General features: G+C 48.2%; 17 protein-coding genes. 10 read left to right on the top strand and 7 right to left on the bottom strand.

Translation table 11 applies throughout. The annotated features are described in order from the left end of the window. Position 1: 1 nt before the first annotated feature. The 4 genes from IAQ59_RS18985 to IAQ59_RS18970 are packed head-to-tail and all read right to left on the bottom strand — an operon-like array spanning position 2 to position 8,914. Positions 2 to 2,335 carry an MFS transporter gene (locus IAQ59_RS18985; RefSeq protein ID WP_245189709.1) on the bottom strand — a complete coding sequence of 778 codons (2,334 nt, stop codon included), beginning with the start codon at positions 2,333 to 2,335 and terminating at the stop codon, positions 2 to 4. Between the two features lie 53 nt (positions 2,336 to 2,388). Continuing rightward, complete coding sequence (locus IAQ59_RS18980; RefSeq protein ID WP_245189708.1) at positions 2,389 to 3,663, bottom strand: glycosyl hydrolase family 17 protein; 1,275 nt, start codon at positions 3,661 to 3,663, stop codon at positions 2,389 to 2,391. Between the two features lie 35 nt (positions 3,664 to 3,698). After that, positions 3,699 to 5,438, bottom strand: a complete 1,740-nt coding sequence (locus tag IAQ59_RS18975) for a glycoside hydrolase family 3 protein (RefSeq protein WP_209332431.1) — start codon at positions 5,436 to 5,438, stop codon at positions 3,699 to 3,701. A gap of 47 nt (positions 5,439 to 5,485) precedes the next feature. After that, on the bottom strand, positions 5,486 to 8,914 hold the full coding sequence (locus IAQ59_RS18970) for a hypothetical protein (protein ID WP_209332430.1): 3,429 nt from the start codon (positions 8,912 to 8,914) through the stop codon (positions 5,486 to 5,488). 623 nt (positions 8,915 to 9,537) lie between these two features. Here IAQ59_RS18970 and IAQ59_RS18965 point away from each other — a divergent pair. The 8 genes from IAQ59_RS18965 (at position 9,538) to IAQ59_RS18930 (ending at position 19,673) form a co-directional block, all read left to right on the top strand. Continuing rightward, entirely contained in the window at positions 9,538 to 10,749 is a 1,212-nt protein-coding gene (locus tag IAQ59_RS18965) for a proline dehydrogenase family protein (RefSeq protein ID WP_209332429.1), read from the top strand. A gap of 9 nt (positions 10,750 to 10,758) precedes the next feature. Further along, complete coding sequence (lysS, locus tag IAQ59_RS18960) at positions 10,759 to 12,483, top strand: lysine--tRNA ligase (protein ID WP_209332428.1); 1,725 nt, start codon at positions 10,759 to 10,761, stop codon at positions 12,481 to 12,483. A gap of 198 nt (positions 12,484 to 12,681) precedes the next feature. Then, positions 12,682 to 13,872, top strand: a complete 1,191-nt coding sequence (gene fdhA, locus IAQ59_RS18955; protein WP_209332427.1) for a formaldehyde dehydrogenase, glutathione-independent — start codon at positions 12,682 to 12,684, stop codon at positions 13,870 to 13,872. A gap of 212 nt (positions 13,873 to 14,084) precedes the next feature. Beyond that, complete coding sequence (locus tag IAQ59_RS18950) at positions 14,085 to 15,329, top strand: mandelate racemase/muconate lactonizing enzyme family protein (RefSeq protein WP_209332426.1); 1,245 nt, start codon at positions 14,085 to 14,087, stop codon at positions 15,327 to 15,329. Between the two features lie 20 nt (positions 15,330 to 15,349). Then, positions 15,350 to 16,618: a galactonate dehydratase gene (gene dgoD / locus IAQ59_RS18945; protein ID WP_209332425.1), complete on the top strand. Its 1,269-nt coding sequence runs from the start codon at positions 15,350 to 15,352 to the stop codon at positions 16,616 to 16,618. Between the two features lie 84 nt (positions 16,619 to 16,702). Then, entirely contained in the window at positions 16,703 to 18,055 is a 1,353-nt protein-coding gene (locus IAQ59_RS18940) for an enolase C-terminal domain-like protein (protein ID WP_209332424.1), read from the top strand. A 79-nt stretch (positions 18,056 to 18,134) separates the two neighbouring features. Continuing rightward, on the top strand, positions 18,135 to 18,920 hold the full coding sequence (gene truA / locus IAQ59_RS18935) for a tRNA pseudouridine(38-40) synthase TruA (protein WP_209332423.1): 786 nt from the start codon (positions 18,135 to 18,137) through the stop codon (positions 18,918 to 18,920). Positions 18,921 to 18,977: 57 nt separating this feature from the next. Further along, positions 18,978 to 19,673 (top strand): SIMPL domain-containing protein, encoded by a 696-nt coding sequence (locus IAQ59_RS18930; protein WP_209332422.1) that lies wholly within the window; start codon positions 18,978 to 18,980, stop codon positions 19,671 to 19,673. A gap of 30 nt (positions 19,674 to 19,703) precedes the next feature. Here the strand turns inward: IAQ59_RS18930 and IAQ59_RS18925 are convergent, their stop codons facing one another. The 3 genes from IAQ59_RS18925 to IAQ59_RS18915 all read right to left on the bottom strand — a co-directional run bounded on the left by IAQ59_RS18925 (position 19,704) and on the right by IAQ59_RS18915 (position 22,629). Further along, positions 19,704 to 21,284, bottom strand: a complete 1,581-nt coding sequence (locus IAQ59_RS18925; protein WP_209332421.1) for an Rne/Rng family ribonuclease — start codon at positions 21,282 to 21,284, stop codon at positions 19,704 to 19,706. A gap of 191 nt (positions 21,285 to 21,475) precedes the next feature. Continuing rightward, positions 21,476 to 22,294: a tetratricopeptide repeat protein gene (locus IAQ59_RS18920; protein WP_209332420.1), complete on the bottom strand. Its 819-nt coding sequence runs from the start codon at positions 22,292 to 22,294 to the stop codon at positions 21,476 to 21,478. A 26-nt stretch (positions 22,295 to 22,320) separates the two neighbouring features. Next, positions 22,321 to 22,629: an HU family DNA-binding protein gene (locus IAQ59_RS18915; RefSeq protein ID WP_035807102.1), complete on the bottom strand. Its 309-nt coding sequence runs from the start codon at positions 22,627 to 22,629 to the stop codon at positions 22,321 to 22,323. 161 nt (positions 22,630 to 22,790) lie between these two features. Here IAQ59_RS18915 and mutY point away from each other — a divergent pair, with 161 nt between their 5' ends. Next, positions 22,791 to 23,864: an A/G-specific adenine glycosylase gene (gene mutY, locus IAQ59_RS18910; RefSeq protein ID WP_209332419.1), complete on the top strand. Its 1,074-nt coding sequence runs from the start codon at positions 22,791 to 22,793 to the stop codon at positions 23,862 to 23,864. A 52-nt stretch (positions 23,865 to 23,916) separates the two neighbouring features. Next, on the top strand, positions 23,917 to 24,363 hold the full coding sequence (locus tag IAQ59_RS18905) for a single-stranded DNA-binding protein (protein ID WP_209332418.1): 447 nt from the start codon (positions 23,917 to 23,919) through the stop codon (positions 24,361 to 24,363). Positions 24,364 to 24,445: the final 82 nt, after the last annotated feature.

Raw genomic sequence — 24,445 nt, 5'->3', positions numbered from 1 at the left:
GTTATTGGTATTTTAGTAGTTCGTTTTTATCCCATATTCCCCACGATTGGCCCACGTCTCCCTCGTGCCGTACTTTCCATGATTCATCGAAAGAGGAAAAATAAAACAGTTCAATTTGCGCTTCACGAGACCAATTTTGAATATTGATAAAGTACCGCATGGCATTTTCAACTGATGGATGTGCTTGGTTGTTGCTGTTTCCTTTATTCGGCCAGCCCGTTTCGGTAATGATCACCTTCTTGCCGTTGGACACTTCCTTGGCAAGGGAGTACATTTTTTCCAAATGGGCAGTGGCGTGGTCTATGTGGCTGCCTTCCCAGAAGGGATAGCAATTGACCAAAACAAGGTCACAGGTTTCCACTAACATGGGATGTGCTTTAAATTGATAATAGGCGTCTACGTATCCTACTGGAATACCGGGGATGGCTTCTTTTACCCTGTTCAGGTAGGATAGCAGTTCCTCTTCTGTCAATTCCTCTCTTAAGAGCACTTCGTTTCCGACCACCGCTATGTCTACCATCCCTCGATTGGCCAAATGGATCAAGGAGTTGATTTCTTTTTCATTATTCGCTTTGTCACGGTCTATCCAAGCTCCCACCATAGTCTTTAATCCTTTGGCTTTAGCAGCTTTTGGGATAAACTCATTTCCCTGCGTGCAGGAGAATGACCGAATCCAATTTGTATGGGGTGCCACGATCTCCATCCGCTTTTGTATCTGCTCCTCCGACAGGATTTCTCCTATGTTCTGTCCTTCCTGATAGGGGCTAAAGCAGATTCCGTGGAGGCCTTCATGGAGCATTTTGCCGAAAAGTGTTTTGATGTCCCGCGTCGCATTTTCGGAAAACCCGATATCCGTTTTCAGGGTGGTTTTACCGGCAAGTATCAGGGGTTCCTTGGGTTGATAAATCGGGACTATATTGGTGGGCTGAGGGGCCTTGCGGGCATCCAGTATCGCCCTGATTTCGTTGGACCGTTCCTCTGTCAGATCATAGTCCCGCATCACGTACATGGCCACCAAGGTGCCAAGAATAGGCAACCCTGAATAAAATGCGCGAAGTCCCAACACAACTCCTTCCGTCTGCGTTTCCAAGGTTGCATCAAAACCAACCACCGTCAAGATAGCCCCGCTTAGCAGGCCGGCTATGGCAAAGCCAAACTTAACCATCCACCAGTAGATGGCGCCGAAAACTCCCTCCCGTCTTTTTCCCGAGCTCAACTCATCCAAATCAATCACGTCAGCGGTCATGGACATCATCAGGGTGAATAAGCTGCCTATCCCAAAGGAAAAGAAAGGCAGCGCAAAAAGGAACATGTAAGGCTTACCGGGAATGAACAGGAACCACAACAAGATATATCCAAACACCGAAATGCCTTGCGAAAGGATAAAAGCCCTTTTCTTCCCTATCTTTTTGGAAATCTTGGCGACAATGGGAATCACGATGAAGGTGGTCACCAGTGCGCCGACACTCCCAAACAGCGTTGGCCAGACACCCGCTGCACCCGCATCGCCATTAAATAGGTAATAGACCACGATAAAGAAGGAAAAGGCGGCGATGGTGTTGAAGGCATTGAAAATAAGAAATGTGGCGATACACAACTTCCGAAATGGGATAGAAGTAAAGGCCTCTTTAAACCCCTGTAGGATTTCCTTGAGACTTGAACCGATGGTTTTAACCGTTAGCGGAGAATAATTTTCATGCAAAGTGGATTCACTTTTAATAAAGATAGCAGGAACCAACGCGAAGATCATACAGACAAATCCCACACCAAAGGCCAGCTGCCGGGTGGCAACATCCGCTGATTCAAACCAGGTGGGGTCATACATGATCACCCAAAACCAAGGTGCGATCACCCATGCCCATTGCCCGATCCATTGCGCCACGGCCATGATGTCAGTGCGCTCGTGAAAGTCGTTGCTCATTTCGTAGCCCATGGCCACATAGGGGACACTGAAAATGGTCAACCCAAGATAAAAGATAAAAGACCAAAATAGGAAGTACAGGAAATTGAATTCCACGCCATTCTCCCGATACAATTGCCACATCACCACGAAGGAAATTCCCAACAGAACGGCACCGACGAACACATACTGCCTTCTTCTTCCCCATTTGGACTTGGTATTATCCGAAATGAATCCCATTATCGGGTCAGTAATGGAATCAAATACGCGGGGAAGGAAGAACAGGATTCCCCACATCCAACCGGGAAATCCGAGGTCTTGTACCAGCACCACCATAAATATTCCCAATACGGCCGGGAACATCTGATTGGCTAGCATGCCGATGCCAAAAGCAATCTTTTGGCCCATAGGGACTTTTTGGGTAATTGTAGACATGGTCATTGGGGTTTGAAGTTGTTGTTTGGAATGGATTGTAGTTTAGGTGGAGGTTATTTGACGGGAGGTGAGAGCACTTCTTCAAGTAGCTTGTCTTTATCACCTCCATACGTTTTTACAATCGGGTTACCATCCCTGCTGAGGTTGCTGAATATACCTTGGTCTACCAAATCCCATATCGCATATTTGGCTTGTCCGGATTCCGTAAAAATGCCAAAATGATTTTCCGGACCAATCGGATTTTTTTCGTCTTTCCAAGGCTCGTTAAATGCTTCAAAATAAAAGCAGGAAATACCCGCAGCATTGGTCCAGTCGCGCATGTGCTGATAATATAGGGCTTGTTTGTATTCGTCAGTTGCCCGGGATCCCTCGGTGCCGTAAAAACCGTCGGAAACACTGGCCCAGCCGGTTTCACCTATGTGGATGGGTTTGTCTACTCCGATGCTTTGCATGTAGTTGGCCACCGAATCATACTGCCATTTGGCAAAATCCCTTGCCCGAAGCATGGCGGCATCTACTTTTTCGATTTCATCGAGCTGCATTTCTTCTGCGGGCACCTTCCAGAAGTCCGGATTATAGTGGGTATTGTGGTACGGGTAAGTATGAATGGAGATGTAATCCACTGCATGGGCCAGTTTTTTTAGATCCTCCGTGTGGTAAAGGGGATCGCCACCGCCCCAGGATGAGAAATCGTCGGAGCTTGTGACCCAAAGGTCTTTTGGCAGTTTACCTGCTTCCTTGAGGGATTGAAGGTGGTTGACCCACTTGAGAATCACCGAAGGCTGCACATGGTAGGTGGTGGCCCATTTGACCATGGCTTCATTACCAACAGCCAATATTTTGACTATGTCGGGATATTGGTTGGCCAAGGCAACCGCACGTTCGATCTCTCCTTCGTTTTGCTCACTTTCGGCATAATGATCGGGTTCAAGGTCTGTCCAGGCGTTTTTGCAGTCTATCCATGCACCCAGCATCACATACATCTCAAAATCCGGATCGTCTGCCTGTAGCTCCTTTATCGCTTTTAGTAAGTTGGCAGCATGGGGAAACTGTACATTATACGTCCGTAATATTCTGATTCCCATGGCAGACAAAATTTTCACGTCTTCCGTTAGCTGTCCTACGGTAGGCTGGATTTCTCTTGAATTTTCCCGGTAGCCTTCGTACGAGATTGCTTGGTAGTAGGGATTTCCTAAAATATCTTTTGCCGTCACTTCCATTTGTTTTATTGGTTTGTCAGATAATTCTGTTGTTTTTGGGCTGCTGCACGAAAATGCTGCTGTCAGGGCCATTCCTAACCAAAGCGGTTTAATCAATGCTTTTTTCATACGGGAGTCGTTTTAAATATGGATACATCGGTCATCTACGTAGCATAGGTCAGTCCATAGCCGAATGGATAGAGCGGGTCAGCGGAAGGATCCCAGAAGTTGGGACCAAATTTTCCGGTATATGCCGCTATTGATTTCGGCCAGGAATGGGGAAGTTTTCCTTTAAAATCGTATTCGCCAAACAGCACTTCGGCCAGTCCGTCTCCTTCAGACCCGGGTAGCCATGCGACAACAAACGCATCGCACTGCTTGATTTGATCGGTAACGAGCAGAGGTCTGCCCGAAATCAAAACCACCACTGTCTGAATACCTTTTTCGGCATAGCTTCTGAGGTAGTTCTGATGCGTTTCAGTGAGCGTATGTTGGAATAAATCCATTTCACCTCCGATATCGCCGAAGAATTCCGCATAAGGGGTTTCTCCCACCACAATCAAAGCAAGGTCCACATCTGGAAAATCGGCACTTCCGTCCGGGTCATAATAGACCTCCTTTTTAGCAAACTTTTTGATTCCCTCCAAGAGGGTGGTCGCACCTGTATAGTTTTCAGAAGTACCTTGCCAGTTTACCGTCCATCCTCCGGATTGAAGTCCCGCATTATCCGCAAATTCTCCCACGACGACTATCTTTTGATCCTTTTTGAGGGGCAAAACCTGTTTCTCATTTTTGAGGAGCACCAAGGATTCCCTTACCGTCTGCCTTGCCACCGACCGATGCTCGGGGATTCCGATCATTTTTATCAGCTCTTTGTCCGGATAGGGCTGATCAAAAAGCCCAAACCTGAATTTCTGACGCAGGATCCTGCGGACGGCATCATCGATTCGCCCAAGGGGAATATCGCCGCTTTTGACGCCCTTTTTTACCCCCTCCTGAAACATCTCAAGATCTCCGTCCACGGCCATCACCATATCTATTCCCGCGAGGATGATGTCATTCTCACCAAACCGGGAATAGGCCTTCCAATCCGACACCAAAATACCGTCAAATGCCAGCCTTTCTTTCAGAAGATCGGTAAGCATGGCCTTGTGTGCATGCATGGAAATTTGGTCCAGCGTGTTGAAAGAGGCCATAATAGCAGCTACTCCCTCTTCGATCGCAGCCTGATAGGGAGGAATCAACAACTCAAGAACTTCTTCCTTACTGAGGGAAGTATGTCCTCCTTCCACGCCAAAATCCGTGGCTCCATCTCCGATAAAGTGCTTGGCGGTAGCCATCACCCCCATTTTCCCGTCACTACCTTGATGTCCTTTTACGGAAGCCCTCGTTAACTCCGCCGTCAATTCCGTGCTTTCTGAAAATGCTTCGTATACCCGCCCCCATTTTTCATTGAAGGGGATGGCCACGCAGGGAGAAAACACCCATTGAAACCCCGTAGCTTTAGCCTCAATAGCGGTAATGGCAGCGGCTTTCTCCACCAACCCGGCATTGCCTGCGGCACCTAGCCCAATGTTATGGGGAAAGATGGTAGCCCCTTCAAAGGTGTTCTGCCCATGCACTGCATCCACTCCAAAAAGCAGCGGAATTCCCAACCGCGTGGACAATGCCTCCTGTTGAAAAGCCGCGAATTTGGCCTGCCACTCCAACGCATCGCTTCCGGGCAGCGGGCCTTGGGTATGTATGACCGAACCGATAAACTTTGACTTAACATCTTCCAGCCTGATATCGTCAAAATGGCGCACTTGTGTCATCTGACCGATTTTTTCATCCAAGGTCATCTGTTTTAGAAGTGCTTCTACCTTTACATCAATGGTCGGATCCGTTTTTCGGGTGCTGCTCATTTTTTTTCGGTACAGAAGAGGTCAGTTCATCCTTTTTCTTGAGGTAATTATCGTAGCATCGACGCAGTCAATTGAACCACTAGCTGTAGTACGTTTCCTGAGCGCTGAAATAGTTCGTCGCTTGTTTGTTTATCCAGTAGGAGGCTATCAAATACTTTTTTTGAACCATCTTTCCCATACACATGGATGTCATTAACGGGACCGAGTTGGTAAATGACCGGTACCTGACAGCATGTGAAAACCAGGGAGTCTTCATTTACGGGCATCTCTCGAGATACCCCGCTGACGTCTACATAGTGGAAAACCGCTGCTTTCGTTAGAAATTCGGACCGTCTCAGCATGCAGGGTTTAAAGTTCAGTAGCCCATTTCGAACGAATACACCCAACTCACCAAACCGGGAAATGATATCTTCCTTGACCTGCCCGGTCATTCCGGGCTGTTGTGCGCCTTTGTTTGCCGGAGTGTGAGAGTAGGGGTCTGTCGGAAAGGCTCCGTAGAGTGAGGGGGATTTATGGACCCCAATACCTTCGTTGATTTCGTAGTAATGCTCCAAAAGCCTACCAACGAGCACGTCATTTTCCTCCTCTTGAAGGGCTTTGAGGCAACATTCCTGCACTGCCAATTGCAGTTTGGAGACCATGTGCCAATAGATGGAACCTAACCCCTCGTATCCATAGAAGGTGCCCGACCTTCCAGTGAAAGCTTTGTGATTGAAGACTGTTTCAAATAGCTGGAGCACTTCCTTTTTGCGTTCGGCACTTGAAAGGCTGCTATCGTCGAGTTTATCCAATGCTTTTTGAAGGTCATTGGCATTTTTAAAGCTTCCGTTGAAGTGGAAATCTCCATTAGCGTCCTGTTCTACGATGCGGGTATCTCCCGCCCGAAGCAATTCGGTCAAAAGCACCGATGTGGATACTTCGGATTGCGAAAGGGTGTTTTTTTGTAGAAATCCGGGAAGCTCCTTGGCTGGATACAACAAATAGCTGTACTGATCTTCCCTGAAAAGTTTACTGGCCTTTAGGCTATCGAGTGTTTCCAGGGCCTCCTTGGAAGATAAGTAACCGGAGCTCAATACGGCCACCTGTCCTTCCAGCATTTCATCTAGGTAGGAAAGGGAGACCTCGGTTTCATTTTCTACGGTCATCAAGTTGTATGCATGATACAACCCATCTGTTCTTTTGTTGGCTTGGATGGTATGATCCAGGTACCTGAGACAAAGGCTGGAAAACTCGGCCAAGTCTCGTTTGGCCAAATGACTTTTTTGACCTGAAAAGGACTGCCCGTAGATCTGCTGCCGGTAGTGGCTTCCGGCTTGTCCCAAGCTGTCCAATATCCCTTTTCTGTCTAGGTCGGAAATCGGCCCATCCAGATGGCCTTGGTACTGCTGGAGGGTTGTTTGGATGTTTTCAAAAAAGGTGAATAATTCCTCGGATACACCAAACTCCTTCAATTCACTGGTTTCCAGTATTTCAATCAGAAAGAGCGTAAACCTTCTCATGTAATAGAGCGTGACCATGGAGACACCGTTTCCTACCAAGGCATTGTTGGCATCGTTCCATTCGGGTCTTTGTGTATTCATCCATATGCCTGCCTCGGGAATGAAATTCGACATTTTGGATAAAATGCTGGCGAGGATTTTTTCGATGAAATTTACGTGGTGGATTTCTCCCTGCTTGTTTAGCAGTAAGGCAGCGTCGGAACCTATGCTCGCCCATCTGCCCTGGATCGCCTGATCAAGGTGGTGGTCAAAGTCTATTGTGTCCTTGGGGTTGGCAAGAATCTGCTCGTAAGACTTTATTTTATAGGGTACGTTGGCATATACAAATGCTTCCTCGTTAAAAAAAGCCGCCAGTCTGCCAGGAGCGAAGTTTTCAGCAAACTCCAAAAACTTCAAAAGGTATACGATCTGATGGTCTCCCCAATACCCGATGTAGGACCAAGGGTCATCTGCTTCAATCCTTTCCCAATCAATCCCATGTTTGGTGATTCTATAAGGGTTGTACCCATCAAAAGTGGAGGCATTTAGAAATTTAAATATCATGCCGTCAATAAACTCCGGGTAGGCGTAAGCCAACGCTTCCCAGTTCTGAAAAATGTCCCTCCAATTGCCTGCATAATCCAGCACTTTCGTACCATCCTGTTCATTGCGGGTATTGATAGAGAAAAGGTTCCAAGGACGGCTTGGGTCACCGTGCCTGCGGCTAAATTTGAGTGGCAGGTATTCAAACAACAACCGCTTAAGGTCTTTTTCATCTAGTCGCAGCGCCAGTTGTTTTAGTTCACTTAGAGATAGTTGATGGGGTAATCCCTCGATGGTTTCCTTATGCCGCTCAAATAGTGGAAGGTTAGCTTTGGCAAGGTAATTTGACAGGTCTGTTTTTTCGATCTGGTAGTTATTATCAAAGATTCCACCCCGCATGATATTGAATAGGGCGTTGGCAAAATGGCGGGTATCCCTCAGATGATCAGCGGTCATTTGAAGACCGTCAGCTGCTGCGTTTAATCCGATAAGTTGCTGCGTTCCTGCCTCGATATCCTGTTTGACCTTGTCCATCAAGTGTGGGTCTTGGAGGATGGCTTTGCTTAAGGCGACAATCTGGGAAGCATTTTGGTTGATGTCTGCTACCAGCATCCATTCTTTCTTGGCTCCGGCCGTAAGTTTCATTTCCGCGTGGACAAAATAGGCTCCCTTTTCCGCTTTGATATCGGATTCTTGGCTCACCTTTTCGCCGTTTCTGAAAGCCTTTAGCTGAGTGGAGGAGAGGAGACGCTGCGCATTTTCCAGCCCCATCGACCAGGCCACCGTAGCCTTCAATGCTTCACTGGGTTCGGCTTTGTCTACGATAATGGCACTTAGGGCGAAAATGCCCAAACCACTTTCCTTCTCAAGTTCGTTTCGTTTATAGGCATCGACCAGATTGCTTCGTTGGTTTTGCAAGGCACTGCCCACGCCATAGGGCATGATATTTTGGAAGCCGTCTAGCATTGAAATCGATGTTTCCACGTCTGCCTGATTGGTCAGGGTACTGGTTTTTACAAAGCCATAGCGATCGCTCGTGCTCCATTGATACTGAAAGGTGAGCTTTAGGTCATGGTTGACTTCCTCAAAAATAATTTTGTTGCCGAAGGTGTTTTTGTAGAGATTGCGGGTGATGCGGTATCGGTCAGCGAAATGGATAGAATAAGGTTCCCATGCATGTACGTTGCCATCCTTTTGCACCCTCAGAATGGTTTTTGACCCCGTGATTTCAGAGGATTCAATGATCTTATCATCCGTGTAATAAGGGAATAGGGCATTTTCCGGGTCTTTTCTTCCTGCACTCAATCCACCGTTGCTACCGATAAACAACCAATGGTTTGAATTGCTGATGATGCTCATAAAAAATGGCCGCATCTGATCGATGTCGGATATCCGGTAATAAATCTCACCGTTACGTTGTATGGAGGTTAATTGAGGAGTTTCGTTATTTTTCAACAGACAATGAATTTGGGTTCAATGATGGATTGACAAGTGTTGCTTATGTCCCTCTTTGTAATAAGCGTTATAGTGGGTTGGTAAGCCAAATTACAGGGATCTATCAGCGCTGGCAGAAGCGATTGGTTTCATTTAACAGCCTGAATAGAAATTGCTTTTTTCACACAGCACCTCACACAAGATTCGCCAGCGTGTCAAAAGTGATGTTGAAGGTCAGGCTATTATGCTGCATTAAAAAAAATATCAATACATCAATTCTTTCTTTGCACTACTACAAAACCTCAACTGCTGTAGCGTAGCGTGGCAAAAGCAGCCCAGAAGGAGGGTTAGGTGCTATTTTTCGATTTCCACGGGTTTTCACTGCGGTTAGGTTTTTCCGAGTTTGATAGGCCGGTATACCTCGTTAGGTTACAGACCGCTGATGATCTTAGAGTCAATGCCGATTCAAGGTGTTATTTCCAGCATACCGTGTGATTACCTATATTCCTAGGGGGACAGTTCCAAAATCGTCAGATAGGAATGCCGTAGGATGGAAGCGTAGAGGTGTTTCCATATTCAAAATGGACAAACAAAAGCCTCTGTATACCTGTTTTTTTAATATCTTTGCAGCTTGAAAAACGAGGATGGAGCCAAAACCCAACGTTTCTTTTGAAAATACAGCCGTTGCATTTGCACATAGATCGGATGCGATGCTTAAAAGAATGCGGCTCCTGTTCAGGCTAATGCATTATCCCTTTTGGCTTCATGCAGGTATCCAATTGGCCAATTGGGGGCTCAAACGGGGGCTTCCCATCAAAGGGCTGATCAAAAGCACGGTGTTTGAGCAGTTCTGTGGGGGTGAAGATATTGCTTCGTGCGGCGCTCGTGTGCAGGAACTGGCCCGCTACGGTGTAGGCACCATCTTGGATTATTCCGTAGAGGGAAAGAAGACCATTTCCAGCTTCGAGCACGTCAAGGATCAAATCCTTCAGACTATCCGTGAAGGGAGTGGCAATCCGCATTTGCCGTTTGCTGTATTTAAGGTTTCGGGCATTGCCAACGTGGATGTATTGACGAAGGTGCAGGCGGGTGAGGCGCTGGATCCGGCGGAGACGGAAGCGTTTGAACGTGCAGAGAAGCGAATTGCCGAAATATTTGAGGCTGCTGCTAAGGCCGGTGTCCGGATCATGGTAGACGGTGAAGAGAGCTGGTTTCAGGACGTAATCGATCGGTGGGTATTGGCAGCCATGGCAACCTATAATCGACAGACGGCCATGGTGTACAATACCTTTCAGCTATACCGCCACGATATGCTGAGACGGCTGAAAGACGCTCACCACGATGCGGTAGCCAACGGCTACTTCCTTGGTGCCAAGCTAGTGCGGGGAGCCTACATGGAAAAGGAGCGGGAGCGGGCCAAGGCGAAAGGTTACCCCTCTCCCATACAGCCGGACAAGGAGTCTACCGATAGGGATTACGATAGGGCCTTGCAGTTTTGCATGAACAACAAGCAACGTGTTTTCTTGGTGAGTGGCACCCACAACGAACTCAGTAATCAGGTGCTTTGCGAATTGGTGGATCTACATGGTATGAAGCGAAACGACGCCCGCGTATATGCGGCCCAGCTTTACGGTATGGGTGACGCTATTTCCTTTAACTTGGCCAGGGCAGGCTATAACGTAGCCAAATACCTTCCTTATGGACCCGTAGCAGAGGTGCTACCTTACCTTAGTCGTAGGGTAGAGGAAAACTCCGGCATGGCGGGACAGCGTAGCAGGGAATACAAACAAATTAAACAGGAGTTGGTCCGTAGAAAAACCGTTCGGTCCAGTTTCCCAACTATAGGTAAAAATTAATCCAGCGATATGCAATTATTAAGCGAACAGGAAATTGAGCGCCGCAAAGACCGCGAAGCGTTGATGCAGATGGGTATTGATCCTTATCCGGCCATCTCGTTTCCGGTAAACGTGACCGCAGAAGACATCCACCAAAACTACGAAAACCGAAAAAACGATTACAAAAACATCAGTATTGCAGGCAGGCTAATGAGCCGTAGGATCATGGGTTCTGCCTCCTTTGGTGAAATTCAGGATGCTACCGGCCGTCTTCAGATCTATTTGAGGCGGGATGACCTCTGCCCCGGTGAAGATAAAACCTTTTATAATACGGTATTCAAAAAGCTTTTGGGCATAGGAGATTATATAGGGGTGACTGGATACATCTTCACCACGCAAACAGGGGAGATTTCCCTGCATGTGACAGCGCTTACCTTGCTGTCAAAATCCATCAAGCCACTGCCCGTCGTCAAACGGGACGAAGAAGGAAATGTCTACGATGGATTTACCGACCCTGAGCTTCGGTACCGGCAGCGGTATGTGGACCTGGTGGTTAATCCAGAGGTAAAGCAGACCTTCATAACCCGGTCCCGCGTCATCTCCGCCATGAGGCGTTATTTCGATGAACATGGCTGGTTGGAGGTAGAGACGCCCATTCTTCAGCAGGTACATGGAGGGGCGGCAGCCAAGCCGTTTGATACGCATCACAATGCACTGGATATTCCACTTTTTCTCCGTATTGCCAACGAGCTCTACTTGAAGCGCCTGATAGTGGGGGGGTTTGAGGGGGTTTATGAAATTGGCAAGATGTTTCGAAACGAGGGCATGGATCGAACACACAACCCGGAGTTTACTTCCATGGAAATCTATGTGGCCTACAAGGACTACCACTGGATGATGGAGATGGTGGAGGACCTGTTGGGTAGAATTGCCGAATCGGTATTAGGCACCACTCAGGTGCAAGTAGGCGACAACTTGATTGAATTTGGAGGGCCCTACCGCCGCCTGACCATGTTTGAATCTATCCAGGAATATGCCGGCGTGGATGTGAGTGCGATGGATGAGACGCAACTGCGGCAGGTATGTGCGGATTTTGGCATAGAGGTGGACGACAGCATGGGTAAAGGCAAGCTAATCGACGAAATTTTTGGCGAAAAAGTGGAAGCCCATCTCATACAGCCCACCTACATTACTGATTATCCGATTGAAATGACGCCATTGGCCAAGAAGCACCGGGACAAGCCGGGCCTGGTAGAGCGCTTTGAGTTGTTTGTCAATGGTAAGGAAATTGCGAATGCGTACACCGAGCTGAATGACCCCATCGATCAGCGCGAGCGTTTCGAGGATCAGTTGAGGTTGGCCGAGCGGGGAGACGATGAGGCGATGGCAATGGACGAGGATTTCTTGCGCGCCCTGGAATATGGTATGCCACCCACCTCTGGATTGGGGATAGGGATAGATCGCTTATGCATGCTGATGACCAATAAGCATACGATTCAGGAAGTGTTGTTTTTCCCTCAAATGAAACCTGAGAAGAAAATCAAGATTGCCACAGACGAAGACTTCCTAGCACTTGGGGTGCATGCCGGTTTGATTCCTGCATTGCGGGATTTAAATATCCATACGATTGAGCAGCTTAAATCCCAAGACGCCAATAAACTGTTTAACGATGTTTGCGGTCGTCGAAAAAAGCTAAAGCTCGACGTGGCCAATCCCACCAAAGAAGAAGTGAAGGCTTGGATCAACGCCAAATAGGCGTCCATTTGTCCCTGAATGATACCACCTACCCAGGATTCTTTTTTCCTGGGTAGGTTTTTTTTTGATTCCTTTCTGATTGCCACAGAGTTGCGGTATTTTTTTTCTAGCTTAACCCATTACAGTTTCGAAGGAGTGTTTTTGTTTTGCTCCTGATAGATTGGTATTGCTCGTCAATTCGTTAAACCCAACAGAAAAATGTGTAAAAACCACGGAGTAGCGTACGTACGGCCCGGAGAAGTGGAAGTACGTGAAATCGATTATCCTAAACTCGCCTTGGGCGACCGGAAATGTGATCATGGGGTCATATTAAAAATAGTTTCCACCAATATTTGCGGTAGCGATCAGCACATGGTCCGCGGCAGGACCACCGCCCCGGAGGGCCTGATTTTGGGACATGAGATCACGGGACTGGTGATTGAGGCAGGTCGCGATGTAGAGTTTATCAAAGTCGGGGACTTGGTCTCAGTGCCCTTCAACATCGCTTGCGGAAGATGCCGGAATTGCAAGGAAGGTAAAACGGGCATCTGTCTGAACGTGAACCCCGCCCGTCCCGGAGCAGCTTATGGGTATGTGGACATGGGCGGCTGGGTAGGCGGTCAAGCAGAATACGTGATGGTTCCTTACGCGGATTTTAACCTGTTGAAGTTTCCTGATTCGGATCAAGCGATGGAAAAAATCCGGGACCTCACCCTTCTTTCGGATATTTTCCCTACTGGATTTCACGGGGCGGTGACTGCCGGCGTGGGTCCGGGTACCATCGTGTATGTAGCGGGTGCGGGGCCGGTTGGTTTGGCCTGTGCAGTTTCCTGTCACTTGCTGGGTGCGGCGGTGGTAATTGTTGGGGACATGATTCCCGAGCGGTTGGAGCAGGCACGTAGTTTTGGCTGTGAGACTATCGACCTTCGTAATGAAACACCGCTGGATGAAGCGATCGCCCAGATCGTGGGTGTGCCGGAAGTGGATTGTGCGGTGGACTGTGTGGGTTTTGAGGCAAGGGGCCACGGTGCCGATGCCAGCAAGGAGATGCCAGCGACCGTATTGAACTCGGTAATGGATATCACCCGTGCCGGCGGCAGCATTGGCATTCCCGGTTTGTACGTAACCGGAGATCCTGGTGCCGTGGATGAGGCAGCTAAAATTGGCAGCTTAAGCATCCGGCTTGGGTTGGGCTGGGCGAAGTCCCATAGCCTACATACCGGTCAGTGCCCGGTGATGAAGTATCACCGCCAGCTGATGAATGCGATTCTATACGACAAAGTGCAAATTGCCAAGGCAGTCAACGTACAGATCATCTCGCTACAGCAATCGGTGCAAGGATACAAGGACTTTGACGGTGGGGCGGCCAAGAAATTTGTGATTGACCCCCATGGAATGATTCCAAATTGATAAAAAAAGCCATTGTCCTTTCGGGCAATGGCTTTTTTAAACATATTTCCCACACAGCAATCCATTTGCGGAAGCTGCATATCCACTTCTTATAGTTTCTTTTTAAGGATAGGGAAACAGGAAAGTTGCTTTTTGGGGTAATTTTTAGAATATTCATGGTGATTTTATATTTCTATCATCGCTTTCCTTTGTCCATTTAACAGAACCTACTCATGCATAGAAGAAAGTTTATGAAGCTGGGGACTTTAGGTGCTGCAGCCCTAGCTTCCGGCGTCGTTTCCCCGGTACTTGGACTTGATGTCTCGGATTTCAAAATAGCCAAAATCCGCTATTATGCGGCGCCGGGTTACAACAAACCCTTATTTAACCAAGCCCGAGGGATCGTGGAGATTGAAACGGATTCTGGCCTTATCGGAGTGGGTGAGGGGGGTAGCAATGATATGGTCCGCCAAATCGCAGAAATGATCATCGGAGAAGACCCCTTTCGGATCGAGCATATTTGGCAGCATGCCTACCGAAGTATGTTCTATCCGCCCGGCAGGGAAAAACTCCATGCGTTGGGAGCGATCGAGATGGCCTTATGGGACTTAAAAGGCAAGGCACTTGGTGTGCCCGTTTACGATCTACTGGGTGGAAAAACAAGGGATTTCATCGAGTGCTATGCAACAGGATTTAGGAACTCCAGGTCTACTACTATGGAGGGACGCGCCCTAGACTGCCTGGCGGCAGGCTTTCGCAGCTACCGCATAGGGCCTACAGGTGGAAATGGGGAAGAGCCTTTTGACTTTTACGTCCACAGCAAAAAGACCATTGCCATGTGCGAGGCATTGGATAAGGCGGTAGGCGGCAACGGCAATTGGGCCATCGACCTCCATACACGTTTTGATACGCCGGAGGCGATTAAGATTTGCGATGCGCTGGAAAAGCTGGAACCATACTTTGTAGAGGATATCATTCGGTCCGAAAACCCCGAGGTTTATCGCAGGATACGTCACATGACCAAGGTACCCATTGCGGTCGGCGAGCAATTTGGAGATAGATGGGATACGAATGTGCTGATTGAAAATCACCTGATAGACTATAGCCGGGTGACGCTCCCCAATACAGGAGGCATTGGGGAACTGAAAAAGATCTTGGCCATAGCCGAAACGCACTATGTAGGTATTATTCCCCATTTTACGGGTCCCTTGTCTTCTGCGGCTTTGGTACACGTCCTCGGTTCATCCAGCCCCACCCGGTGTATGATGGAACTTGCCGGTGGCGAACCGGAATATCCGGCTTATTTTAATCCGGATTACCTGATTTTTAGAGAAGGGAAGTTATACCTAAATCCGCTGCCAGGTTTGGGGGTGCAGTTTGACCCCTCCAAGGCAGATTTCCAATTTGAAATAACCGAGAACACCAAGTTTCCCCACCCCTTCCTGTTGGCACCGGATGGGTCCATACATAATTGGTAATTCAAGCAAACCCACATCCTATGAAAAACAAAAACCCAAACAGCCCAAAAGTCAAATCTTCCCCGCAGTCCTCCCGCCGGGCAGCCATCCAATCGGTGTTGGGACTGGCTGGCACAGGTTTACTCTTGCCATTAACTTCATATGCCGAACAGCCGGCACCCTCCTCTACCAAGTATGGGGAGGTGAAGATCACCCGCCTGGAAACCTTCCTAGTAAAACCCCGCTGGATTTTCCTCAAGATTCACACGGATGCGGGCGTGGTGGGATTGGGCGAACCGTTGCTGGAAGGTAGAGCCCTCACGATTCAAACGGCCATTCAGGAAATCGAACCCTATCTGCTCGGTAAAGATCCACGGCAAGTGGTCCACCACTGGCAGGCCATTTATCGACACGCGTTTTATCGGGGCGGCCCTATTCTTACCTCTGCGCTGAGCGGGATAGATCAAGCCTTATGGGACATTAAAGGAAAGCTTCTGGGAGTGCCTGTTTATGAGCTTTTTGGCGGGCCTACCCGAGACCGGGTCCGTATCTATGGACGTGCCAGCAATGCGGAAGACATGAAAAAGCGCAAAGCGGAAGGCTATACCGTGATTAAAACTGGGGTTGCCAAGCGACAGCCTGCCGGAATTGTGGAGAATCCGGCGTTTATCCAATACGCCGCGGATAACTTTGCATCGTTGCGTGAGGCCGGGGGACCCGAAATGGATATTGGCATTGACTTTCACGGGGCGATCTCCCCACAGACTGCCAAGCTGCTGATCAAAGAACTGGAGCCATATCAGCCCATGTTCGTCGAAGAACCCTGTCAGGCCCAGAATGTCGATGTGATGGTCGACATTGCCCGAGGTACCCACCTGCCCATTGCCACGGGAGAGCGGATTTTTACCAAATGGGGATTTCGGGAGATTTTGGAAAAGGGTGCCGCAAGTATACTTCAGCCCGACATTTGCCATGCAGGAGGCCTCACGGAATGTCGTTTGATAGCGGGTATGGCGGAAGCCTATTACGCAGCCATCGCCCCGCATAACCCCATGGGGCCCATTTCGCTTGCATGCGGCTTGCATCTAGCTGCCAGCATACCAAATTTCCTGGTTCAAGAGCAGGTGTCCCTAGGAGAAGGGTACCTGAAAAACCCTTTTAAGTTGCAATCTGATGGTAGCGTATTGATCCCAAGGGGACCAGGTTTGGGCGTAGAACTAGATGAGGATGCCCTCCAGGATAAAATCGGCCATGACTGGAAGAATCCTGAAACCTATCATCCCTTTGATGGGTCTGTGGTGGACTGGTAGTGCCCGGTCCTTTTGCAGTGGCATGGCCTTACCGAGGTTATCCCGTTTTTCTCTAATAAACATAAACCTAATAATCCATACAACATGAATACACCGAAACAACCTACCCGAAGAAAGTTGCTCAAAGGCCTAGGTCTAGGATCCATGGCAGGCATGTTGGGCCTTTATCCTGGCCAGATTGCCCAAGCCAAAGAAGAAAAAGAAACGCCATCTTACCTGCGAGGATTACCGCCCCTGAAGATCACCAATGTGAAGGCGATAGGAACAGCACCCAGCGGTTCCAACCTCATAGTAGTAAAGGTAGAGACCTCCGAGCCGGGTCTTTACGGACTGGGTTGTGCTACCTTTACGCAGCGAGCGTTTGCGGTAATAACCGCCATTGAAAAGTACCTACAGGACTTCTGCGTGGGCAAAGACGTAGACAATATCGAGGATATGTGGCAGGCGGCCTTTGTCAGTTCCTATTGGCGGAACGGCCCCGTGTTGAATAATGCCATCAGTGGGCTGGACCAAGCCCTTTGGGATATCAAAGGTAAACGTGCCAATATGCCGGTATATCAGCTATTGGGTGGCAAATGTCGGTTTGCGATTCCATGCTATACGCATGCGAGCGGTAATTCTCCAGAAGAAATTGCCGACAACGTCACCAAGTACATGGAAGAGGGGTACCGATACGTTCGTATCCAACAGGGAGGCTATGGGGGTACGGGCCTCACAAAGACCCCTGATTTTAAAAATGCAGGCTTTGCCAGGGAGTCGGATCAGTACATGGATCAGGGAAAATACATACGGTCTGTGCCCAAAATGTTTGAAGCGGTAAGAAAACAATGCGGAGAGGAAGTGGAACTACTCCACGACATCCACGAACGGCTGGATCCCATAGATGCCATTCGGGTGGTGAAAAGTGTGGAGTCCTACCATCCTTTTTTCATCGAAGATCCCTTTTCTCCCGAGCAGATGGAGTGGTTTAAGGAACTGCGCAACTCGACTACGGTTCCCCTTGCCATGGGAGAACTCTTTAATAACATCAATGAGTTCAAGGAACCGATGGTCAATCGGCTGTTTGATTACATCAGAATTCACATTTCTCAAATTGGGGGTATTTCTCCGGCGATGAAAGTGGCCCGGCTGGGTGAGTTCTATGGTGTCCGGACGGCCTGGCATGGACCAGGTGATGTGTCTTCGGTGGGACACGCGGCAAATGCGCACATTGATTTTGCGGTATGGAATTTTGGCATTCAGGAAGCTGCCCGTATCAACGATCTGCAACGGGAGATTTTTCCCGGGTCACCTACCATGAAAGATGGCTACATGTATGTGAACGAGGTGCCTGGCCTGGGGGTAGATATTGACGAAAAATTAGCCGCGAAGTATCCCATGCATACCCGATCCAATTGGACGGTAAGGAAGTTTGACGGTACCATCATCAGACCCTAGATTCCCAAGGTCCCATTGCATTGTCCGGTACTTGCCTTCGGTTGTTCGATTAGTCGGTAAACTTTTTTAATTTTGTCACATGTTGACACGTCCCTTTTCCTACTTGATTGGTATTCAATACCTAGGGTTACGGTACCATGGATGGCAGGCGCAGAAAGGCGTGAAAACCATTCAGGGCACATTGGAGCGTGTATTTCGGTATGTGATGGGGCATGAGGATTTTACGATCTTGGGTTCAAGTCGCACAGATAGCGGTGTTTCCTGTCTGAATGGGGCCTTTGTTATTTACCTCAGGGAGGAAGCGTCATGGAGCGGACTCCTGGAGCAATGCAACGAACACCTTCCTGCGGATATCCGCTTGCTGTATGCCAAGGCGGTGGACCGGAGCTTTAACATCATACAGCATGTTACCAAAAAGCGTTACGGCTATTACTTTTCCTTGGGAGAGAAGCCTCATCCCTTGCAAAGTGGGGCGCTTGCTTATGCAGGTAGAAGCTTGGATTTTGATCGCATGCGCTTGGCTTCATCCCTGTTTGTGGGACGCCATGATTTTCGACGTTTCTGTACCCATGGCAAGCAGTTGGACGATTTTGTGAGGGAAATATTTGTTTCGGAGTTGGTGCCTTTAGGGAAGACTTCCGTTTTTTGGCCTTCTGAGAATACCTATGTCTTTCGAGTAGACGGTAGCGGCTTCTTGATGCATCAGGTGAGGAGAATGGCAGCGGCCCTGTTTATGGTGGGGCGTGGGGAGTTGAGTGTGGAGGCGGTGAAAGCAGCTTTATCTGATCCTACGCTCAGTCCGGTAAGTCCAAAGGCAGCGGCACAAGGACTGGTTTTAGAGGAGGTTTTTTTTAACGAACTTTAACCCGCTCTTTGGCCTGGGTTTTGCGTATCTTATCGCTGTTGTTAACTAAGAGAAAAAATGAAGACATTCCTATTGACGATCCTGCTTACTGCGGGCACCTGCTTGGGTTACTCCCAGCAGATTTTGGTAGAGGGAAAGAGTGAAATGAAGGTATTGCCCGATGAGGCGGTGCTGCTGTTGACACTCTCTGAGACGGCCATGACGACTTCCGAGGTGACCAATGCGTTAAACAAAAAGGCGAAGGAAGTAAGTGAAGCACTGAAAAAATCGGGTGTGAAAGACTATGATTTTTCGGCAGAAAACTACTACGTAAACGTAAACCGTATCTACACGAAAGGCACGGCCAAGGATAGCGGGTACGTGGCCTCTCAGTTGATACGTGTGGTAGTTGGAGACACCTCAGAGGGCTTGGTCAAGGCGATGGAAGCTGTGCAGCAGGCCGTGGATCTGAGCTTTCAGCTCCAATTTCGCATTTCGGAAGGCAAGCGAAAAGGTTACGAAACGCAGCTGTTGACATGGGCGCTAGAAGATGCCAAGCGGCAGGCACAGGTGATCGCAGAGGCGATGGGTATCTCCGAATATCAGGTGCATCAGGTGGACTATACCTCAAGCACTACTTTTCCGCCCGTCATGTACAGGGCCGAGGCTATGATGATGAAGGCTTCCGATGACCGGGTAGGGCCTACGCTTCAAGCGGATGAGCAAACCATCTCCGACGCGGTGCGGGTCACGTTTCGCTTTGAGGTGCCTTAGGCTGCCGGGTGCTCAAAAAAAATAGCGAGTCTATTCAGACTCGCTATTTTCGTTCGTTACTAAGACTTCAATGGTATCTCCCGAATCGCTCAGGAAATGGTACTCCGTCACCGGTAGGGAAGAGTCTTTGATCAATTGAACCCATTTGAAATATTTAAAAAACCATTTTACCCGCTTGGAGATGATTCCTTGGGTAAAGTAGGCATGCAAGTATGGATGCAGGCCGATTTTTATTTTTGACGTGTTTTGGTTAACTGCGATGTGATCCAGGTCTTTTTCCAGTTTATCCGCAACTAAAATGGAAGCTTGTATTTTGCCTGTCCCGTTACAAGATGGACAGGTTTCTTTGGTGATGATATTCATTTCCGGTCTTACGCGCTGCCGTGTGATCTGCATAAGACCAAACTTTGTTAATGGCAATACGGTATTTTTAGACCGGTCACTTTTCATTTCCTCTTTCATGGCGTCGAAGATTGCGCGCTTGTTTTCGGCTTTCTTCATATCAATAAAATCGATGACGATGATTCCGCCCATATCTCTGAGGCGGAGTTGCCTGGCGATTTCCTTCGCAGCCACCAAATTGGTTTTCAATGCGGTGTTTTCCTGATCACTTTCCTGATTGGACTTGTTACCGCTGTTTACATCTACCACGTGCAGGGCTTCGGTATGCTCGATGATGAGATACCCGCCTTGCGGAAGACTGACAGCCTGTCCAAAGAGGCTTTTAATCTGTTTTTCAATACCAAAACTTTCAAAGAGCTTGGCTTTTCCGTTGTAAAGCCGAACAATTTTTTCTTTCTCTGGGGCAATGGATCGGATATAGGCCTTGATTTGCTCGTATACCTCTTCCTCTTCTACTGTGATTGCATCAAATGATTCGTTGAGCAGGTCCCTGATGATGGAGGATGCCATGCCCATTTCTCCTATTACCTTGTCTCTGGTCTTGGCCTTGGTGAGCTTTTTCATCCCTTCTTCCCACGTCTGTACCAAATTTCTCAGATCTTTGTCGAGTTCGGTTACAGATTGCCCTTCAGCCACCGTTCGGATGATTACTCCGAAGTTGGCGGGCTTGATGGAGGTAATGAGACGGGAAAGCCGTTTACGTTCGTCCGCGCTTCGGATTTTTTTCGAAACACTGACAGAATCTGTAAAGGGAACCAATACCAGAAATCTTCCGGCTAAGGAGAGCTCACAGGATAGTCGGGGGCCTTTTGTAGAAATAGGCTCTTTCACCACCTGGACCAAGACTTGGTTGTTTTTGGCCAATACCTGGGATATCTTCCCCAGTTTATCGATCTCAGGTGCTTTCTCAAAGCCCTTTAGGTTCTGACCGGAGTAACCGTTATTTTTGATCTGTTTGATAAGCTTGCTGAGGCTGTTGATGTTTGGGCCTAAATCCTGATAGTGCAGGAAGGCATCCTTCTCATAGCCTACGTCAATAAAGGCGGCATTCAGCCCATTGACGATCTTCTTGACCGATCCTAAATAAATGTCCCCAACCTTAAACTTGCTGTCCTCCGCTTCAACGTGGAGTTCTACCAAGCTTTTGTTTCTTAAAAGGGCTATTCGACTACCGTTTTGAGAAGAATCAATTACTAATTCCGTGCTCAAATCGTGTCTCCTTTGTTTAAAATGTTAAAGAACTTGTTTTTGTAAAATTCAAAAAAGAAGAAGCCTATCACTTCTTCTTGTGTCTGTTTTTCCTCAGTCTCTTCTTTCGCTTATGGGTAGCGATCTTATGTCTTTTTCTTTTCTTACCACAAGGCATAATCTAACTATTTATGGGTTAATAATACTTAAAATTACATTCGTTCCAGGTAGTTACTGACGGCCGCCAAAATTTGCTCGTCATCCGTCAGTTCTTTCATCGACTCCAGCTGCTTGCGGGCTTTGTTTTTTTGGTCGGATTCAAAATAACTTACCCCTAAGTAAAACTGACCCTGCACATTGCCTGGATGGTGCTTTACCAACTCTTCAAACCGCTCCGCCGCACGCTTGTACTGTCCCGACTGCATGGACAAGATGCCCATGTTGTATAGTGCTGACTCGTTTGTCGGATCCTGCTCCAGAATGTCCCGTAGCATGGTGATTCCCTGCATGGGATTGGAGGTGGACACGTAGGTCATCGCTACCTTTGTTTTTAGATCCAGCCTTTCCGGATTGGTTTCCAATACCTTGTTGAGGTACATCCGCGTTTTGCCGGCCATTGCAGTCGTCTTCGCTTCATCCATCGCAAAGGTGAACGCCTCGTAATAGGCATTTCCCGCTTTTTCAATCTTTTCTACGGTAGGGGCGTTGTCCGCTGCTAAACCGTAAAAGTAGGCCGCACTATCCAACTTACCACGTTCAGCATAGATCGCCGCCGTCGAATCGGCGAATATAGCAAATTTTTCGGTATCTTCCGCTATTTCCATTTCCCCTTTCAGCTTTTCAATGAGCGATTGGGCTTCGGGCGTCAAGGAGGAACTGTGTTGGTTGTCGAAACTAAATGAATCTACCAGATCAGCTTCCTCGTCTACCACGCCCTCGTTTTGGTTGTCCACCACTACCATGGGAAGGGAGTACAACACGACGATTAGCACGATGCCAAACAGAAGGAAAATGATCTGGGATTTTTTCATGGGATCAATTGGAAGTTATACCCCACTTAGTCCTGTGGAGCCAGTTCTTTTACCTTCTTGCTGTTTTTGATCTTGTCAATAAACGTCTTGGAAGGTTTAAAGGCAGGAACATAATGTTCATCAATAACAATAGCAGTGTTTTTGGAGATATTCCTTGCGATTTTCTTGGCTCTCTTCTTATTGATAAAGCTGCCAAATCCTCTGACATAAATGTTCTCTCCCTCTGCCATGGAGTCCTTTACTACTTTGAAGAATGCCTCAACGGTTTGAGTTACGTCGTCCTTCTGAATACCGGTTTTCTCCGAAATCTTTGTGATTACCTCTGCTTTAGTCACTGTCTTTAAAATTTATGTTTGCTTTAAACCAGGCATAATTGCCTATTAACCAACTAATTTTGGGAGTGCAAATTTACACCTTCCAAATCAATTAAAAAATATATTGCCTAAAATTAGTTTGTTTTGTCCTTTATTGCGGCATTCACCAAAAACCGAAAATTTTGAATATCAGTCTCTTTACAAATCAACTGTTGAAGTGGTATCCGGCTCACCGGCGGGACCTGCCTTGGAGAAAAACCAAAGAACCGTATTTCATTTGGTTGTCTGAAATCATTCTGCAGCAGACCCGTGTAGCACAGGGTTTGCCTTATTTTGAAGTTTTCGTGGAGCGATTTCCCACAGTCCAGGACTTGGCTGCCGCCCCGGAAGAGGAGGTGCTCCGCTGTTGGCAGGGGCTTGGTTACTATAGCAGGGCCCGCAACTTGCATGCATGCGCCAAGGAGATCGTCCGGGAGCGGCGTGGTGAATTTCCCCAAACTTACCAAGAGCTTCTTAAGCTAAAGGGGGTGGGTCCCTATACGGCTGCGGCCATCGCTTCTTTCGCCTTTCAGGAACCGGTAGCGGTTGTCGACGGGAATGTCTACCGGGTTTTGGCGAGGTATTTTGGCATTGCCACCGATATCCGCAGCGGCGCGGGCAAGCGCGAATTTGAACGCCTCGCTAATGAGCTCATTCCCCGGGAGGTTCCGGATCAGTACAACCAGGCGATCATGGAGTTTGGTGCGCTGCAGTGTACCCCACATCAACCTGACTGTCCGGCCTGCCCCTTGGCCAGCGCCTGCCATGCGTTCCGCTACGGAGAAATGAAGGAATTGCCGGTGAAGCTGGGGCGCACCAAAGTGAAAAGCAGGTTTCTGCACTATTTCCATATCACCTGTGGAGATAAAACCGTGGTAAACCACCGGACCGGGAACGATATTTGGAAAGGGCTCGTTGATTTCCCCCTTGAGGAGTCGGAATCGGACCAGCGTCCAGACCCAGACCGAAGCTTGATGCTGATGGAACTTAGCGCTCTTAATCCAACAGTAAGCCTTGAGGATTTACCTTCTTTCAAGCATGTGTTGAGCCATCAGAAGTTGATGGCGGATTTTGTGCAGGTGAAGGTTTCGGAGGATCGGGAAGCCGATCTGATCCGCTGGGCGGAGCGGCGTGCCTACCAAGTAGTGGCTTCCGGTAAATTGGAAGAAATGGGGAAACCAAAACTCATCGTAAGGTATTTGACGGAACAGAAATAATTTAATAAATTTAAACGGTAAACTTTTCATCAACCGTTAAACCAACGAAAAAATGGCTGGAGTAAACAAAGTAATTTTAGTAGGCAACCTGGGCAAGGATCCCGAGGTGAGGCATTTGGAAAGCGGTAGCGTGGTGGCAAATCTCACATTGGCCACCACAGAGGTCTACAAGGATCGTAGCGGAAATCGCGTGGAAAACACCGAATGGCACGACTTGGAGCTGTGGGACGGGCAGGCTAAAATAGCCGAGCAGTACCTGCGTAAAGGAAGTCAGATTTATGTAGAGGGAAAAATTAAGACAGATACCTGGCAGGATGAGCAGGGAAATAACCGAAAGAGGGTTAAGATTCGTGTGCTCAGCTTTACCATGCTCGGGTCAAGGGCCGCCGGTGGCGATAGTGAAGCAGGAGGCACTCCTGCTATGGCAATGGAGAGAAAGCCGGTTCCCGCCGCACCTGACACCGGTATGGATGAAGAAATGGACGATTTGCCATTTTGATTTGTAGGTGTTTGAGGATTTATTGGGAATTCATTTATGACGAGGCAGGAAAAACCGGTTTGGAAGGCTTTCTCCGCTTTTT

The organism is Lunatimonas salinarum (assembly GCF_017811155.1).
GTDB classification, from domain to species: Bacteria; Bacteroidota; Bacteroidia; order Cytophagales; family Cyclobacteriaceae; genus Lunatimonas; species Lunatimonas salinarum.
Note: the sequence above shows the minus strand (reverse complement) of the source record. Positions and strands in the feature narration are given on the sequence as shown.